This window comes from Cognataquiflexum aquatile (genome assembly GCF_003316845.1).
Lineage (GTDB): Bacteria > Bacteroidota > Bacteroidia > Cytophagales > Cyclobacteriaceae > Cognataquiflexum > Cognataquiflexum aquatile.
Genome location: NZ_QMIK01000006.1, coordinates 285,389 through 301,986, shown reverse-complemented (window position 1 = coordinate 301,986; position 16,598 = coordinate 285,389). Strand labels below are relative to the sequence as shown.

Sequence of the window (16,598 nt, the reverse complement as noted above, 5' to 3'; positions counted from 1 at the left end):
ACTATTCAGATTCGAAGAGGAAAAAATAAAGGTGTGATCCCTACACCGCAGTATCAGCATTGCTGTACTTAATTTGCAAATCAGGCTACACCTTTATTCTGTTTTTTGGTTCAGTTTAAAGATATGAATTTGCAATTACACCCTTTTATCATATTCAATTTGTAATTGAATACAAATCAAAAACCTCTAACCGAAAGGTAATTGTAGTTTATTGAATTACAAATTCATTTCATAAAAAGGCGCAATTGCAAATTACGCCTAGTCAACGGTGTAGATGAACCTACACCTAGCGGTTACGCCATTCTGAACCCATAGAGGGGTCAAAATAAAGACTGAAATACAAAATCCCTATCGTGCTTCAAGTGATTAAAGCAAACCATCCTTTAGGCTTTTGACAGCATAATCTACTGCACGGGCCGTCAAAGCCATGTAGGTTATGGAGGGATTTTGGGTTCCGGTGGATGTCATACAGGCACCGTCGGTAACAAATACGTTTTTGCAGAGGTGCATCTGATTCCAACCGTTAAGCAGGGAAGTTTCCGGATCCTTGCCCATCCTTACCCCTCCCATTTCATGGATGTCAAGACCGGGTGCCTGCATGGAATCTGAAGTACGGATGTTTTTGCAACCTGCTTTTTCTAGCATTGCTGTTCCCTGTTCAAAAAAGTCACGCAAGATCTTCTCATCATTCTCGTCGTAATCAACCTTTATTTTCAGAAGAGGAATTCCCCATTCGTCCTTTTCAGTATCACTTAGGCTGACAAAATTGGTTTCTTTGGGTATAGTTTCTCCCTGCATCATCATAAAAACACCCCATGGACCTGGAACTGAATTCTTCTCTTTGAATTCTTCACCAAATGGGGCATCTCCTGCCCCGCCCCAGCCACCTCTTCCGGCAGTATAAAAAGTCATGTAACCACGAAGAAAGTCCATTTCCTGTGACTTCACATTCCTAAAATTAGGCATCATGACAGCTGTAGGTCTTCTTCCAAAATAAAAAGAATCCTCATGGCCTTCGTAAGAAGCGGATATGTTGCCCCTATAATTATGAAAAGCGACGTATTTGCCAAGTAAACCATTGTCATTACCCAACCCATTCGGAAATCTTGCCGATTTGCTGTTGAGAAGGATCAGGTTGGAATTGAGAGCTGCTGCATTCAAAAAAATGACTTTGGCAAAATATTCACTCACTTCTTTGGTATGCCTGTCCACAATCCTGACGCCGGTGACTTTTCCTTTCTGATCATCATAAATGATGGAATGGACCACAGAATCAGGCCTTAAAGTAAGGTTTCCGGTGGCTGCTGCTGCCGGTAAAGTTGCTGAGTTGGAACTGAAATAGGCACCGAATGGACAGCCACGGTAACATTGGTTGCGGGCCATACACTGACCGCGGCCTTGCTCAAGGTGATGCTCCTGAGGTTGGGTCAAATGCGCACACCGCCCGATCATCACATGCCGATCCTTGAATTCAGCCACGATTCTGTCCCTGATTTCCTTTTCCACACAGTTCATTTCCCAAGGGGGTAAAAATTCCCCATCAGGTAAAGTCTCCACTCCGTCTTTGTTGCCGCTGATGCCGACAAAGCGCTCCACATAGCTATACCATGGATCAATATCATCGTACCTGATAGGCCAATCTACTGCAAAACCATCCCTTCCCGGACCTTCAAAATCATATTTGCTCCACCGCTGTGTCTGACGCGCCCAAATCAGGGATTTGCCCCCAACCTGATAACCCCTGACCCAGTCAAATGGCTTTTCTTGGATGTAAGGATGCTCTGTATCTTTTACAAAAAAATGCGCGGTATCTTCTTTATAAGCGTAACATTTATTGACAACGGGATTTTCCAATTTATCTGCCAAAGGAATCTGATTGCGGTGAGGCATTTCCCACGGCGCCGAAGTCATAGTGGGATAATCTTTTTTGTGCTCCACATTTCTCCCCCTTTCCAAAACCAAGGTTTTCAATCCTTTTTCACAAAATTCCTTTGCCGCCCAGCCACCGCTGATGCCCGAACCAATCACTATCGCATCGAATGTATTTATTGTTGACATAATTTATTCGTAGCGTAAGGATTCGATCGGATCCAATTTGCTTGCCTTTCGGGCAGGGAAATATCCTGAAGCCAAACCGACAAAAATACATATCCCAAAAGAGACAATTATCCAAAGCCATGGTATCAAAAATCCTCCTGGTCCAATGGCATTAGCGACGATATTACCAATGCCAATTCCAATAATTACTCCCAGTATTCCTCCCAAAATACAGATTACAATGGCTTCAATGAGGAACTGCTGTCTTATCCTGAGAGGAGTGGCACCAAGTGCTTTTCTGATTCCGATCTCACGGGTTCTTTCTGTCACAGACACCAGCATAATATTCATCAGTCCAATCGATGCCCCCAAAAGGGTAATAAAGCCTATTCCAAAGCCACCGATTCTCAGGTATCCGGCTACTTCTTCCAAACTCTCTCCCACTGATTGACTTTTAACCAATTCGAAAGAATCCTCCTGACCAATTTTATCCTGACGGATTTTTCTCATCATTCCGGTGGCTTGCCCCATTTCGTATTCCAGTTTCAATGGATCTGATCCACTTGCCGTGATAGAATAACGAAAAGTCCCATTTGCGTCGAGCCTGCTTGCATTTTCGACAGGTATAAAAATAGCCCTATCCGCGCCGGAACCTCCACCGACACTTCCCTGCTTCTCCAAAATCCCTACAACTGTATATCTTCTGCCAAAAACGGTAATGAAATCATTTATTGGATCCTCATTTTTTTCAAAAAGCGTTTCGACAATATCCAATCCGATGACGCATACATTGTTGCCATACCGAACTTCCGTGTTGCTGAAGTTCCGGCCTTTTTCAATTTTCAAACCCTTGATATTGAAATACATGTCATCCCCACCTGTCACCCTTACATTTGGATTGGTCTTTTTTGATCCTCTTTTTACTTCAGCGGCACCTGTGACAGAGGTAAAAACCGTGGAAGGACCGGTAGAACTAAATTCTTCCTGAAATCTTAATGCTTCTTTATATTTGACAATGGGATAATTTTTCTCAGAAACGCCTTGCTGAACTCCCCTCCCACCTGAAAAACCTTTTGACCTGACATCAAAATTGTTGGCACCCAAGCCGGAAAAACTATCCTCAATCTGGGCTTTGATGCCGTCTATTGCTGTCAGCATCCCGACAAGTGACATGATGCCTATGGCGATGATGGTTCCCGTCAATACGGTTCTCAGCAAATTGACTTTGACTGACCTGAGGGCTTCTTTGATATTTTCGACCAGATTCATGATTTGTACGAATTAGAACAATTTCAATAATAAATTTTGAATTGCAGTTTTAATAATAAGCATAATGATGAAATTATCGGACACAAACTGAAAAAAATTTCTGTTAAAAATCCTTTCCGGCAAATCCGTCCCGACTAATGCATCCGATCAGCTCTGATTTCGAGGTTTTTGATCACCTCAGCCTCATATTCCAACCATTCTTTCCACCTTGCATTGACTTTTTCGGGGTCTTGGTATTTTCTGGCCAGATCAAGGAAATTGACAAAATGTCCCGCCTCCGATACCATCAATTCGTAATAGAATTTTTGTAGCTCTCCGTCTTGGATTTCTTTGGATAAAAGCTTGAACCTCTCACAGCTTCTTGCTTCAATCAGCGCATTCATCAGCAGATATTCTGTCAGCTGCATCACTTTGCTTCCACCTTTTCTCACAAACTGACTTAGCTTGATTACGTACTCGTCTTTCCGAGGTTTACCAAAAGGAATTTCTCTTTTTCGGAGTTGTTCCATCACCCTCTCGAAATGTCCCCATTCTTCGGCTACCACCGGCGTCAGGGTATCCACCAACTCTGTGAATTCATGGAAATTAACTATCAAAGAAATACACGAAGACGCCGCCTTTTGTTCACAATAAGCATGGTCAACCAAAATATCCCCGATATTCATGTGGGCAATATCGACCCACCTCGGATCGGTAGGAAGCTGTAAATGCAGCATTTTCTGTTTTGTACTTTCTTCCCAACTCATGGTCAATCAAATAAGGGCCAACTGATACCGATGTCCAAAGCTCTCCTTAACCCTGTAAAATAAGGCGTCACAAAATATCCCGGCTGGCTCATCATATTCATATTGATATGATTCATTCTGAGCAAAATCCTGGTTCTGTTGATTCTGGCATTGAAGAAAAAATCCACGACCGGATAAGCAAAGACATTAAATGTATTTTGGATAAAGAATTGTTGGAATGCCGGATTATAGAAGTCTGCGAGGTTATCGCTTCTGTACCTTCCTTCCAAGCCGATCTGAACAAAAATATTTTCGTCAAACATCGGACTTTCATAATAAATCCGCGAATTCACCAACACTTCAGGAATCCTGAAATTATCCTTGCCATCTCCTGTAATCAAAGTATAATATGCATCGGCTTCAAAGAACATTTTTCTGTTGAGGTTCACTGAAAATTTCAAACCGGGAATCACCATAAATGCCTCCCCATCTGCTTGGGTTGCTTTTTGGTCTTTGTTAAAAAAGACATAATTATTGATCCTGTTTAAAGTCACATTAGGCCTGATGGACATGCTTTTGAAATCCGCTTTCAAAACTGCCTGAATCTGGTCGACGCCTATATTATCAAAGTTGTTTTCCCATTTATGGTGATTTCCCACGTAAAACTGCTGCATGGCGGTGGGCTTGTATAGGGCTTTGGTATAAGTAGCCTCCAAATAGGGTGACACAAAAGTGCCTTTGATCCTGAAGGCATCTGGCAAAGAATATTCTCCTTCTGCCTCAAACCGCCATTTTTCACTGATTTCCCCACGCAGCGCTCCCCCAATAAAAAATTCACTGAATGATCCCGGTTTATCAAAATTAGGAGAAATGAGTCTGCCACTTCTGAATTTAACAAATGCATTATAATAGAGCGGCCCTAAATCTCCTTTGAAGCCCAATTCATTCCGCCAATCTGTAAATTGGTTTCTATTATAAGTAGTATCCTGATCTAAAAACCTGTCCGGACTGAAAAGATTAAAAAATGCAGAATCTGAAGTTGTAAGTGGTGAAAAGAATGACACATCTTGCTTTCTTCTATCAAATATATGATACACTTGCCAGCCTTTGACAAGCTCATATTCATGATATAAGTGATAATCCTGCCGTAGGTCTATGGCTTGGGATTCCCTCATCCACACCTTCGCATCTTCATAAGCAAATAGCAGAGAAGTCGAATCTATATCAGGGGAAATAATACCTCCCTGTTCATTTACTACATGCCGCATACGGGAAAAACTTCCCAAAAGGAAATATTTCCCATCTTCAGATTTGTAATTCGTATGAAGCGCATAGGCATTTTGTTCAGTCAAATTATCATCCCTCGCATTGGGATTGAGGGTTTTTCTAGCCCTGATGGTCTTAAAATTGAACCCCATATTCCACCTAGGGTTGATATTCCTCGCAAAAACCAGGTCCAGCATATTCCTGTTTCCCCCTCCAAAAAAAGCATTCATCTGCGTGTACGGTGACTTGGTGTCATAATACCGCATACTGTCCGGCCCAAAATAGTAAGGATCATAAGCTTCGAAACCAGAAGTGGTTCCAATCATGGAAGGCAATTGATAAAATATCGGTTTGGCGGCACTTCCTACATTTCCAAGATCCTGATACATCCATCCTGACTTGGCCACAGGTTCAAAATAATGGAAATTATTCAGTGAAGTGTCACCCTCAATTTTTCTCATCCGGTTCTTTTTTACATCCTTTTCCAAAAAATAAAGGCTTGTATTGGGACCGAAAACCATTTTTGTACTGTCGTCAATCAGCTTTTTTCTCCCTTGGGATTCACCGTTTTCCTCCAAGTTTCTTTCTGGATTTTGCTGTGGAGGGATTCCTGTAGGATTACCTGTTTGGGGAACTCTCGGCCTGACCTGCGCCTGAACACCAAAATTCCAAAAACAGGAAAACAAAAAAAGAAACAGGATAGATTTAAATCTCACGGATATAGGCTTTGTCCTTGACAATGTTGGTGATGCGCCCAATCAGGTATTGGCCATCGTTTTCGTCCATATCAACTTTGATAGGCAGGGCAAAAATCGGAATTTCTGCCAAATAATCATGAAAAGCACCATCTTTAAGTTTTACTGCATCCTTTTCAGTAGTCAAGACCATTGCACCTTCGTGTTTTTTGACTAGTTCAAGGATTTTACGGACATCTGCAGGTGTATACCGATGATGGTCTGCAAAGGTTATGGTTTCCAATACTTCAAATCTTTTGCCTGCAGCCTCCTTAAACAAACCGTCATTGGCAATACCCGAAACAAGAATAACTTTCTTGAGCGGCTTTGAATTTGGCTGAAAAAGAGGTTGAGGGTTTCCATATTTTATTCCGACAAATAAAATCGGAACATCTGCATAATTCCTGATTTCCTTATGAAAAACCGATTTTTCCTCTTCAGTAATCGAAGCGGGGCATTTGGTTACAATGATCAGATCAGCCCTTCCGGCTCCATCAGCACTTTCCCGGAGGGTACCCAAAGGCAATACCCTGTCTTTGAAAAAGGGGTTTTGATAGGTTGTCAACAGGATTTGCAAATCAGCTTTCACATATCGGTGCTGGAATGCATCATCCAGGATTATCAATTCTGTTTCGGGTCTGTGGTAGATAATCTGTGGAATCGCCATGACTCTTTCCTCCCCAACCGCCACGGTGACTTCATTCCCGTATTTGGAAAAAATCTGAAACGGTTCATCCCCTAAGTCAGCCGGTCCCAAATTTGGCTCCGCCAATAAAAACCCTTTGGTTTTTCGGCCATATCCACGGCTTAATGTTGCCAATCGGTAATGGTTTTTCAACGATTCTACCAAGAATTCCACCATCGGTGTTTTGCCTGAGCCCCCGAGATTCAGATTTCCCACTACTACTGTCGGGATCAAAAATTCGGTGCTTTTCTTTTTGCCGCGGTCAAACATGCCGTTACGGTATCTGGTGACACCATCATACATCAGGGAGAAAGGGTAAAGAAAAGGGTCGTACCAGCGCATTGGCTATTTTTCCTTAATTTTGGACAAAGTAAAACAAAAAATATGGTTTACAAGATCAAGGATATCGTTTCCTACCTGGAGAAAATCGCTCCCCCTGCTTACCAGGAATCATATGACAATGCCCAATTGATTACAGGCAATCCCCATGATACACTAAAAGGTGTTTTGTGTACTCTTGACGCTACAGAGGCTGTGGTGGACGAGGCGATTTCATTGGGCTGCAACCTGATAGTGGCACACCATCCGATTGTTTTCAAGGGATTAAAAAGTTTGACCGGACGGAATTATGTCGAAAAGACGGTCATCAAAGCAATCAAAAACGATATTGCAATTTATGCCATCCACACCAATCTTGACCATGTTTCCCACGGAGTAAACAAGAAAATCTGTGATGTCATAGGCTTAAAAAACACCAAGATATTACAACCCAAAAAAGAAATTCTTTTAAAGTTGGTGACCTTTGCCCCACATGAGGCTACTGAAAAAGTCCTGAAAGCACTTTTCGATGCCGGTGCCGGGAAAATTGGAGAGTATTCAGGCTGCAGCTTTTTGGTAGAAGGCATTGGTACATTTACTCCCTCATCAAGTGCGAATCCACACAAAGGAACTCCCGAAGCGGCTCACCGCGAACCAGAGACGAGGATTGAGGTTCTCTTGCCAAGTTACTTGGAGAGAAAGGTCCTTCATGCACTCCGCGAAGCACATCCCTATGAGGAAGTGGCTTTTTACCTGCAAAAATTAGAAAATGAAAATCAGGAGGTCGGTGCAGGGATGATCGGTGAATTAAATGAAGAAATGGATGAAAAGGAATTTTTGGAAATGCTGAAACTGAAGATGAACCTTATCACAATCAAGCACACCCATCTCCTTGGTAAAAAAGTAAAGAAAATAGCAGTCTGTGGAGGCGCAGGTATTTTTTTACTACCGGATGCCAAAAAATCCGGTGCTGACATATTTATCACATCAGATGTAAAATACCACGAATTCTTTGACGCTGAAAATCAGCTTGTTATTTGCGATATCGGTCATTATGAAAGTGAAATTTATACAAAAGAATTACTCAGGAATATATTGTCGCAAAAATTTACTAATATTGCACTCTATTTGACAAAAGTCATCACAAATCCCATAACTTATCTGTAGTAAATGGAAAGTACAGTTGCACAGAAGCTTGAAGCCTTACTAAACCTTCAGAAAATAGATTCCAGACTTGATTCGATTTTTAAAGTAAGAGGAGCACTCCCCGAAGAAGTCCAAGACCTTGAAGATGAAATAGCCGGATACGAGACGAGATTACAAAAATTCCACACGGATACTGTAGCCTTGGAAGACGATATCAAAAGATTCAAAGATAACATCAAAGAATCTGAGAAACTCATCAAAAAGTATCAGGAACAGCAGATGAACGTCAGAAACAACCGTGAGTATGACGCCATTACCAAGGAACTTGAGTTGCAGGATTTGGAAATCCAGGTCTCCAAAAAGAAAATAGGAGAAGCACAGGCCAAAATCGAATTCAAAAGCAATGAGGTGAATGAACTTCAGGAAATTTTGAAAGAGAGACAAAAGGACCTCAATAACAAAAAAGACGAATTGGGTACTATTGTTTCCGAAAGCGAAAACGATGAATCCAAGCTGAAGAGTGAGCGAGAAAAAGCTGTCAAGAAAATCGAAGACAGGCTTATCAAATCCTACTCAAAAATCCGTACCAACGCCAAAAACGGATTGGCAGTGGTAATGGTAAAAAGAGGTGCTTGTGGAGGTTGCTTTAACGTAGTACCTCCCCAAAGACAAGCTGATATCAGAGAAAAGAAAAAGATCATCGTATGCGAACATTGCGGTAGAGTTTTTGCCGGTGTAGAAGATGAGATCGAAGAAGAAGGCTTGAAGAAAAAAAGAAGTAGAGTGTAAAATCATAAAAAAAGCCCGATTTATTCGGGCTTTTTTATTTATACAAAATATTCAATCAAAGTATTTTTTGAAGTTGCATGGATGCTATAATTTCCCTAATTTGCATTTATGAAAAAGGGATTTCTGGCAGTTTTTCTTTGTTTTTTAACCTTTGCAGGTTTTTCAAAAAACCCTGGAGAAAAGACCTTTCTGTTGATTTTTGACAAAGCAGAATTGAAAGCGAATCGGACGACCACAGATTTTATTGAACTCAGCTTGTTGAATCTTTTTTCAACCAAAGCCTATAACGGGAATTCTGATGCTGCCATTTTGGTGAAAATCCCAAATGACGGGATTGACAAACGCCAACTCGGCGATATGTTTATCAGAGTAAATGACAAAAAAGTAGTACCGCTAAGTGAAATAGCAGTTCAGATCATCGATTTGGACGAATCCAAATCAACCTATTCTTCTTTATTGGCTTCCTATGAGGACAGGTTGCTTAAAACGAAAAAGGCAAATAAAGCCCTCAAAGCAGCTCCAGCACCATAAGGTGTTCACCCGAGTTGTACTTTTCAATCCTGAACTGCCCCATTTTATTTTGATGCAATAGGTATAGACCAAGATTTTGGTGCAAAAAAACGTCCATATACCTGAGGTCATATCCCAAAAGTAAACTTAACAAAACCCGCATTGCCCTGCCGTGCATGCAGATAAGTATGGTTTCCTCAGGTTGGGCCAAAATATGCCTGATGCCTTTCTCCAATCTCTTAGCTACCAAGTTGGGACTTTCACCACCTTCAATCGCAAAATCCAAATCACCTGAAGCCCATTTCTCAAGCATATCTGTATAATAATGGTTTTCCTCATGTGTCATGGGAACTCCTTCATATCGCCCCCATGAAATCTCATTGAGTTCGGGAACTGCCTCGTGTGGCAATCCCAAATCAATAAAACCTTGTACAGATTGTTTGGTCCTTTGCAAACCCGTATAGAAAACTTTCTCAAAAGGAACGTTCTGGTAATATTCAAAAAAAGCCAGAGCTTGCTTGTGACCATTCCAGTTCAAAGGTGCGTCTATTCCACTTCCCTGAACTACACCTTTGAGATTATAATCAGTTTGTCCATGTCGGACAAGGTAGATTTTTTTAGTTAGCAAGATTACTTATTTTTGTTTCTGAGTCCAAAGAAAAAACTTTTATCCCGGATTACATGATATTTAAACCAAACATTAGCCTTGAAATTCTCAACAGTTGGGGAGAAAATACCATGACGGATTTTTTGGATATCAGATTCACCAAAATCGGCGATGATTACCTTGAAGCAACCATGCCCGTCAGTCCTAAAACCAAACAGCCCCTAGGACTGTTACATGGTGGAGCCAATGTGGTACTGGCTGAAACATTGGGCAGTCTGGCCGCCACACTGACCGTCGATACCACAAAGCAATACTGCGTTGGATTGGAAATCAATGCAAATCACCTCAAATCAGTAAAGGAAGGAATCGTCACGGGCGTAACAAGACCTGTTCACCTTGGTAAAAAAACCCAAGTCTGGGAAGTTAAAATCTATACCGAACAAGGGGATCTGAGCTGCATCAGCAGGATTACCATGGCCGTCATTGATAAAAAATAACATGGATATAATTTTCGAGACCCATCTTAAAAATCTGGAGCATTACCTCCTCAGTCTCCTGTCCAAAAATATGGAAAACGGCAACCAAATTGCGATTTGGAGAAAACCGAAATCCTCTTACATCCAAATTCTGATAGATAAAACCGGAATAACAAAAAGGGTATCGCCCAACCTTGAAGAACTCCCATCCGGATTTATCATTCATCCCTTTGAAGACCAGTCTGACCAAAAAGCCTACTTCATGGAGGCCGATTCTTACTTCAAGATTGACATTGGTATTCCTATCGAAGAGCAAAAAGAAACATTGGAAGAAGTTGGATTCTCTACTCCAGTTTCGGAATTGAAAAGAACAATGAAAAAAGTAATCACTGAAATCAATTCACATGAGGAGGTTTTTTTAGATACAGCAAAAGAAAGTTTTATGGAATTGGTGGAAAAAGGCATCCATTCCATCCAAAAAGGGGAACTTCATAAAATTGTGCCTGCCAAAATCAAAAAAGTCAAGTTGAATCCTGATTTTGATTTGGTAAAATCATTCAACCGTTTGGTCCAATCCTACCCAAATGCCTTTGTCAATTTCTTCCACTTACCTGATGTCGGTACTTGGATGGGCGCTTCTCCGGAAATTCTGATCCAAACCAAAGGCGATGAGTTTCAGACAATATCATTGGCCGGAACACAAAAGGCACAAGGTGAAAACCCCTTGAAATCAGCCGCGTGGACCCAAAAAGAAATTGAAGAACAGGCCTTGGTGAGCAGGTATATTGTCGATTGCTTTAAAAAAATCAGGCTTCGGGAATACGACGAACAAGGCCCAAAGACAGTTTTGGCAGGAAACCTGCTACACCTCCGGTCGGATTTTAAAGTCAATATGAAATCTACAAATTTTCCCCAACTCGGGACGGTGATGCTCAATCTCCTCCATCCCACTTCGGCTGTTTGCGGAATGCCAAGAGCAGCTGCCTTGGAGTTTCTTCATAAAAATGAACCATTCAACAGGTCTTTCTATGCGGGTTTCCTTGGACCTGTCAATGTGGAGGACGAAACCTCCATCTATGTCAACCTTAGGACAGCGAGACTTGTGGATGGTCAGGCAATTTTATATGCAGGTGCAGGTGTCACAGAAGATTCCATTCCTGAAAATGAATGGGAAGAGACAGAAATGAAATGTGACATCATTGCCAAACACCTTAACTAAACAAATACATTGGTCCTTCAGCCTATTATTGAATTAGCTTCCATCTGCTCACAAAAGGGTGTCAAAAACGCCATTCTTTCCCCGGGTTCGAGATGTGCTCCGATTACATTGGCATTTGCAAGGCATCCTGATATAAAGACGAGGACGATCTCTGATGAAAGATCAGCAGCTTTCATCGCCCTTGGCATTGCACAACAGTTGGAACAACCGGTCGTGCTGGTATGTACTTCCGGTTCGGCGGCTTATAATTACGCCCCCGCCATTGCTGAGGCATACTTTCAACAGATTCCGCTTATTGTTATTACAGCAGACCGACCTCCGGAATGGATCGATCAGTGGGATGGTCAGACCATCCGGCAAACAAAAATCTACGGCAAGCACGTGAAGGGATTTTTTCAATTTCCTGATGAATTTGGACATGCTGACAAGGTATGGCATGCCAACAGAATTGTGAATGAAGCAATCAACCTTGCCAACCAATTTCCTGCAGGCCCTGTCCACATCAACATTCCTATGCGGGAACCTTTTTATCCCGAGAAAGCGGAATCTTTCGATTATTCGAAACCTGTCAGGATAATTGAAGCCCTTGTCACTGAACAGAAATTATCGGAAGAAAGTAAAGAGCGCTTAGCCGAAGCTTTGTCAGGATTCAAAAGAATTCTGATTGTTCCTGGACAGCAGCGGCCCGATTCAGACATACAGCATTTATTGGATGATCTGGCCAAAAATGGAAAAGCCGTTGTGGTCACTGATACAATTTCCAATCTTCAGTCTGACCCTACGGTCAACCATCACGATCATTTTGTAGGGAATGAGCACTTCTATGAGAAACTTAGGCCTGACCTCATCCTTACTTTTGGGAAATCGATCATTTCTAAAAACCTGAAGCTTTTTTTGAGAAAATCAAAAGCTGCACATTGGCACGTCCAATCTGCAGGATATGTTCCTGACACATTCCAAAGTTTGACAAGAACTATCCATTGCGAAGTACGGGATTTTTTGAAATTTTTGAATGAGACATTGACAGCCAATAGCCGCTTTGCCTCCTCTTGGAATACTTTGGAAAATAAAATGAGGCAAGGCTTTCCTTCCATCATGGAAAGTGCGGAATTTGGAGAATATCAAGCGATTTCAATCTGCCTGAAAGCTATTCCTGCAACGTCCAAGATCCAACTTGCCAACAGCATGGCCGTACGGTATGTGAATTTTCTCGGAAAGAGAACCCAGGAAATCATGTGCAACCGGGGAACTAGCGGTATTGATGGCAGCAGCAGCACAGCCGTCGGTTGTGCCATGACTACGGAGGAATTTGTCACATTAGTGACCGGCGATATGGCATTCTTTTATGACCGGAATGCCTTTTGGCACAATTACCCAACCTCCCATCTTCGGATAATTTTGTTAAACAACCATGCGGGGGGTATTTTCAGACTGATTGAAGGGCCTGCAAAACAGCCGGAATTGGAGGAGTATTTTGAAACAAGTCAAAAGTTAGATGGAAGAAGTCTGGCAAATGAGTTTGGGTTTGGCTACCATCTTGCTTTAGATGCCGAAAGCTTAAATATTGGTTTGCAGGATTTTTATTCCAAATCGACTGTTCCAAAAATCCTTGAAATACAATCCGAAAGCCCCAAAAATGCAGAAATCTTAAAATGGATAAAATCAAAAATCCAGGAAAGGTTTTAAAAAAAAAACCGGGAGGTAATCTCCCGGTTTTTTCATGTATGGTATATGCCGATTTCAATTTTTCTGAAAGACCCGCACATAATCTACGACCATTTGCTGGGGAAATGAGGTTGTACTATTTGGACTTCCAGGCCAGTTTCCACCTACAGCTACATTGAGCAATAAAAAGTAGGGCTCTCTAAACTCATCCAAACCAACAGGGCGGGTATCGATTTCATGAAAAGGGACATTGTCCAATAACCAAACAATTTTTGCCTCATCCCAGATAATTGAAAACACATGGAAGTCGTCCTTGAATATTCCTGAAACTTTCTTTTTACTCCCTCCATAATTCGCATTGGATCCGTTGTTGTCCCAATGTACCGTGCCATGAATGGTATTGTCCCCTCCATCTGCATTGCCTCCCACCATTTCCATGATATCAATTTCCCCGCAGGCCGGCCAACCTACAGTAGTGATATTGTCACCAAGCATCCAAACGGCAGGCCATAGTCCTTGTCCCTTTGGCAGTACAGCCCGCACGTCAATTCTACCATACTTAAATGACTTTTTGCCTTGGGTCTTTATCCTTGAGGAGGTATAATTTTTATTGCCAAAACTTTCCTGTTTGGCATTGATGAAAAGGTAACCATCCTTTAGTTCTATATTTTCACGACGATAATACTGGAGCTCATTATTTCCCCATCCACAGAGTCCGGGACACCCATCTCCTATTTCAAAAACCCAATCATCTGAAAGACTCGTGCTTGCAAATTCATCGTTCCAGACTAGATTATATCCTGTGTACGTCAAAGGGCTTACATATCCTGTGGTGGGAACGCCGATACCAACTTCAGCCGGGGTGATTTCTACGGTCTTCGTCGCAGTAATAAAATCAGTCTCTGTAGCATGTGCCTGCACCGTAATGACAAAGGAACCGGGCGTAGTGTAGGCGTATACGACAGCATTGCCTGTCATTCTCTCGGGAGTTAGATTGGGCAATCCATAATTTACTTTGTAGAAATTGGCATTATTCGCCTGAACAGTGATTTTGACCGATCCCTTGCCCAGTTTTTCTACTGTTACTTCCAGGTTAGTCGGCATTTTGGCCTGTTGGTCAACATCTTCCTGATTGCAACCAAGGACGAGCCAAATCAATGCGATCTGAACCCACCATATGTTCCTTATTGATTTCATTTTTGTCGTGGTATAATTATCAATTTCCCAAATATAAGGTAATTATCACCAATCTTTAAAAAGCTACCCAAACGGGAATTCAAAAAATAAATCAAAGATAAACCCCTGCTCCGAATATCAGAACAGGGGCTTTGTAAGGATTAGGGCAGCGATAGAAATTTAATCATTAAACCATGTTTCATTCCAATAACCAATAACCCAATAGCCAATACCCAGTACCTCCATAACCAAATCCCAATTACCCAAAAGCGTGGATATCCAGATTTTTTGGACTCGGGCTTTTGCCTGTAATGGATTCATATGCTTTGTAAAGCAAGACGAGTTGCAAGATTTCGAAGATTGTGAATACAAACAATCCGGGAATAGCCAAAATGATGCTCAGAAAAGCGATACCCGAAATGATGCTTAATATTCCTGTGACCAAGGCAAAAGACCCGAATTCAGTTTGATACCTGATCAGGCCCAAGCCAAAAACGATATAAAGCGCTCCGAAAAGAATTGCCTTGGAAAACTGGACAGATTGCCAGACAGAGGCATTGTTAAATCCATAAATATCTGCAGCTACGCCAAAGCATGTCGCAATGATCAATAAGATACTCCCAGCTTTCACTATGACGTTTGGTTTGATGAGACTCAATCTATAATAGCCAAAAGTGAAAACCCCAAAAGTGAGCATGATACCGATCTTGACGGCGATATACCATGGTGCTGCTTCCGGACTGATCTCCTCCCCCGCTTCCCAAAGTCCATAATCAAATACACCTTCCACAAAAGTCAAAAGGAAATAAACGATTCCTACAAAAAAGGCTATTTTTAGAAATGCTGCTTTCCCGATTATTTCGGAACTGATGGATGCAGGCTCTTCATTGTTGTTTTGGATTTCTTTAAAATCATATCCCAATACCTCCAGAATACTTTTGATGGTATAAGTCCTCGGAGTCACTTCCCCGGCTTCGATACGCTGTATGGTGCGCACGTTGATGTTGCATAGCTCCACAAGTTCTTCCTGTGTCAATCCTTTGGCCTTTCTCAGTTCGAGAATCTTTTGGCCCAATTCCGGTTGTTTCATGATAATATGGTTTTGTTTTACCATCGCAATTTGGGTTGAATTTCAGAAAACCAATCCGAATTTGGGGAGGATTAAACCCGACATTTACACGGCATTTGAGAATTAGACTTGAGAAATGAGATATGAGACGTGAGATTTGAGATTTGAGAAGTGAGAAGTGAGATTCTCTAAAATTTCGAATCAGATTAAATTCAACACTTTGACTAAAGTGACCTGAATTTCAGAAATTTCATCTTCATTTAAAATTCCGATTTTCTTAATCAGTCTTTGTTCTGATAAACTTTTGATTTGAAAACAATCGGCAAAAGACTCTTTTTCCAATCCGTTGCTTTGACTGGGTTTCAATTCTACCATCCACTCCTGTTTGGTTTTTAATGCATCGGTAAGTGGAACAACAATTTTAAGGGGGAGTTTGCCTACCGAATCGTGATTCACAATGATCGCAGGACGGGTTTTTCTAATTTCTTGTCCAACCTGAGGCTCAAAATTAACAAGCCAAACTTCACCATATTTCATAAATCGAGGATTTCTAGGTCAATATTACCAAATTCAATTTCCTCTTTGGAATAGAAATCTATAATTCGCTTCTCTCCTGCCTGTGAATCCATTTTTGCATAAATTTTCTCTTTATTCTTTTTGACCTCTGCCAATTTTACCTGAAATATGGAGGTATTGGCAGGTCGGATCACAATTCCATCTCCATTGTCTTCGATGACCACATCAGTAAGGTTATATTTTTCTATCAGTGTTTTAGGCAAAATCACCCCACTGCTGTTTCCGATCTTTCTGACTTTTGTTTCCATGTACGATTATACGAAAATGTAATAACTTGTTATAACAATAATTAAAAATTCTAAATTCATAGAATTGCAAATCTTTCCAATTG

At 41.4% G+C, this 16,598-nt stretch carries 16 protein-coding genes; 6 read left to right on the top strand and 10 right to left on the bottom strand.

Features of this window, described 5'->3' with window-relative positions:
• Window positions 1-366 precede the first annotated feature (366 nt).
• The 5 genes from DQW11_RS18335 to lpxK form a co-directional block, all read right to left on the bottom strand.
• Window positions 367-2,058, bottom strand: a complete 1,692-nt coding sequence (locus DQW11_RS18335; protein ID WP_113925554.1) for a GMC oxidoreductase — start codon at window positions 2,056-2,058, stop codon at window positions 367-369.
• Window positions 2,059-2,061: 3 nt separating this feature from the next.
• Complete coding sequence (locus DQW11_RS18330) at window positions 2,062-3,306, bottom strand: ABC transporter permease (RefSeq protein WP_113925553.1); 1,245 nt, start codon at window positions 3,304-3,306, stop codon at window positions 2,062-2,064.
• 134 nt (window positions 3,307-3,440) lie between these two features.
• The gene (miaE, locus tag DQW11_RS18325) at window positions 3,441-4,052 is read right to left on the bottom strand and encodes a tRNA-(ms[2]io[6]A)-hydroxylase (protein WP_198669922.1); all 612 of its coding nucleotides are present in this window, start codon (window positions 4,050-4,052) and stop codon (window positions 3,441-3,443) included.
• Between the two features lie 2 nt (window positions 4,053-4,054).
• Window positions 4,055-6,013: a putative porin gene (locus tag DQW11_RS18320; RefSeq protein WP_232826795.1), complete on the bottom strand. Its 1,959-nt coding sequence runs from the start codon at window positions 6,011-6,013 to the stop codon at window positions 4,055-4,057.
• Entirely contained in the window at window positions 6,003-7,058 is a 1,056-nt protein-coding gene (gene lpxK / locus DQW11_RS18315) for a tetraacyldisaccharide 4'-kinase (RefSeq protein ID WP_113925552.1), read from the bottom strand. The genes DQW11_RS18320 and lpxK overlap by 11 nt, the downstream gene beginning before the upstream one ends.
• Before the next feature lie 42 nt (window positions 7,059-7,100).
• Here lpxK and DQW11_RS18310 point away from each other — a divergent pair, with 42 nt between their 5' ends.
• The 3 genes from DQW11_RS18310 to DQW11_RS18300 all read left to right on the top strand — a co-directional run bounded on the left by DQW11_RS18310 (window position 7,101) and on the right by DQW11_RS18300 (window position 9,500).
• Entirely contained in the window at window positions 7,101-8,201 is a 1,101-nt protein-coding gene (locus DQW11_RS18310; RefSeq protein WP_113925551.1) for a Nif3-like dinuclear metal center hexameric protein, read from the top strand.
• Window positions 8,202-8,204: 3 nt separating this feature from the next.
• Window positions 8,205-8,969 carry a zinc ribbon domain-containing protein gene (locus tag DQW11_RS18305; protein ID WP_113925550.1) on the top strand — a complete coding sequence of 255 codons (765 nt, stop codon included), beginning with the start codon at window positions 8,205-8,207 and terminating at the stop codon, window positions 8,967-8,969.
• Between the two features lie 108 nt (window positions 8,970-9,077).
• Window positions 9,078-9,500, top strand: coding sequence for a hypothetical protein (locus tag DQW11_RS18300; RefSeq protein WP_113925549.1), 423 nt, complete (start codon window positions 9,078-9,080; stop codon window positions 9,498-9,500).
• Here DQW11_RS18300 and DQW11_RS18295 read toward each other — a convergent pair.
• Entirely contained in the window at window positions 9,478-10,107 is a 630-nt protein-coding gene (locus DQW11_RS18295; protein ID WP_113925548.1) for a histidine phosphatase family protein, read from the bottom strand. The two genes, DQW11_RS18300 and DQW11_RS18295, sit on opposite strands and share 23 nt — an antisense overlap.
• 53 nt (window positions 10,108-10,160) lie before the next feature.
• Between DQW11_RS18295 and DQW11_RS18290 the strand changes: the two genes are divergently transcribed.
• The 3 genes from DQW11_RS18290 to menD are packed head-to-tail and all read left to right on the top strand — an operon-like array spanning window position 10,161 to window position 13,467.
• Window positions 10,161-10,583: a hotdog fold thioesterase gene (locus DQW11_RS18290; RefSeq protein ID WP_113925547.1), complete on the top strand. Its 423-nt coding sequence runs from the start codon at window positions 10,161-10,163 to the stop codon at window positions 10,581-10,583.
• A 1-nt stretch (window position 10,584) separates the two neighbouring features.
• The gene (locus tag DQW11_RS18285; RefSeq protein ID WP_113925546.1) at window positions 10,585-11,781 is read left to right on the top strand and encodes a chorismate-binding protein; all 1,197 of its coding nucleotides are present in this window, start codon (window positions 10,585-10,587) and stop codon (window positions 11,779-11,781) included.
• Between the two features lie 9 nt (window positions 11,782-11,790).
• Window positions 11,791-13,467 carry a 2-succinyl-5-enolpyruvyl-6-hydroxy-3-cyclohexene-1-carboxylic-acid synthase gene (gene menD, locus DQW11_RS18280; protein WP_113925545.1) on the top strand — a complete coding sequence of 559 codons (1,677 nt, stop codon included), beginning with the start codon at window positions 11,791-11,793 and terminating at the stop codon, window positions 13,465-13,467.
• 54 nt (window positions 13,468-13,521) lie between these two features.
• Here the strand turns inward: menD and DQW11_RS18275 are convergent, their stop codons facing one another.
• The 4 genes from DQW11_RS18275 to DQW11_RS18260 form a co-directional block, all read right to left on the bottom strand.
• Window positions 13,522-14,643 carry a glycoside hydrolase family 16 protein gene (locus DQW11_RS18275; protein WP_113925544.1) on the bottom strand — a complete coding sequence of 374 codons (1,122 nt, stop codon included), beginning with the start codon at window positions 14,641-14,643 and terminating at the stop codon, window positions 13,522-13,524.
• A 238-nt stretch (window positions 14,644-14,881) separates the two neighbouring features.
• Window positions 14,882-15,712: a helix-turn-helix domain-containing protein gene (locus DQW11_RS18270; protein WP_157966148.1), complete on the bottom strand. Its 831-nt coding sequence runs from the start codon at window positions 15,710-15,712 to the stop codon at window positions 14,882-14,884.
• 180 nt (window positions 15,713-15,892) lie between these two features.
• The gene (locus tag DQW11_RS18265) at window positions 15,893-16,228 is read right to left on the bottom strand and encodes a type II toxin-antitoxin system PemK/MazF family toxin (RefSeq protein ID WP_113925542.1); all 336 of its coding nucleotides are present in this window, start codon (window positions 16,226-16,228) and stop codon (window positions 15,893-15,895) included.
• Window positions 16,225-16,515, bottom strand: a complete 291-nt coding sequence (locus tag DQW11_RS18260; protein WP_113925541.1) for an AbrB/MazE/SpoVT family DNA-binding domain-containing protein — start codon at window positions 16,513-16,515, stop codon at window positions 16,225-16,227. Before DQW11_RS18260 ends, DQW11_RS18265 begins: the two co-directional genes overlap by 4 nt.
• Window positions 16,516-16,598: the final 83 nt, after the last annotated feature.

Coding starts and splice junctions, on each gene's coding strand:
- lpxK (WP_113925552.1), bottom strand. CDS start 7,058: ATGCGCTGGTACGACCCTTTTCTTTACCCTTTCTCCCTGATGTATGAT.
- DQW11_RS18260 (WP_113925541.1), bottom strand. CDS start 16,515: ATGGAAACAAAAGTCAGAAAGATCGGAAACAGCAGTGGGGTGATTTTG.
- DQW11_RS18330 (WP_113925553.1), bottom strand. CDS start 3,306: ATGAATCTGGTCGAAAATATCAAAGAAGCCCTCAGGTCAGTCAAAGTC.
- DQW11_RS18285 (WP_113925546.1), top strand. CDS start 10,585: ATGGATATAATTTTCGAGACCCATCTTAAAAATCTGGAGCATTACCTC.
- DQW11_RS18335 (WP_113925554.1), bottom strand. CDS start 2,058: ATGTCAACAATAAATACATTCGATGCGATAGTGATTGGTTCGGGCATC.
- DQW11_RS18270 (WP_157966148.1), bottom strand. CDS start 15,712: ATGAAACAACCGGAATTGGGCCAAAAGATTCTCGAACTGAGAAAGGCC.
- DQW11_RS18310 (WP_113925551.1), top strand. CDS start 7,101: ATGGTTTACAAGATCAAGGATATCGTTTCCTACCTGGAGAAAATCGCT.
- DQW11_RS18265 (WP_113925542.1), bottom strand. CDS start 16,228: ATGAAATATGGTGAAGTTTGGCTTGTTAATTTTGAGCCTCAGGTTGGA.
- DQW11_RS18275 (WP_113925544.1), bottom strand. CDS start 14,643: ATGAAATCAATAAGGAACATATGGTGGGTTCAGATCGCATTGATTTGG.
- DQW11_RS18305 (WP_113925550.1), top strand. CDS start 8,205: ATGGAAAGTACAGTTGCACAGAAGCTTGAAGCCTTACTAAACCTTCAG.
- DQW11_RS18290 (WP_113925547.1), top strand. CDS start 10,161: ATGATATTTAAACCAAACATTAGCCTTGAAATTCTCAACAGTTGGGGA.
- DQW11_RS18300 (WP_113925549.1), top strand. CDS start 9,078: ATGAAAAAGGGATTTCTGGCAGTTTTTCTTTGTTTTTTAACCTTTGCA.
- miaE (WP_198669922.1), bottom strand. CDS start 4,052: ATGAGTTGGGAAGAAAGTACAAAACAGAAAATGCTGCATTTACAGCTT.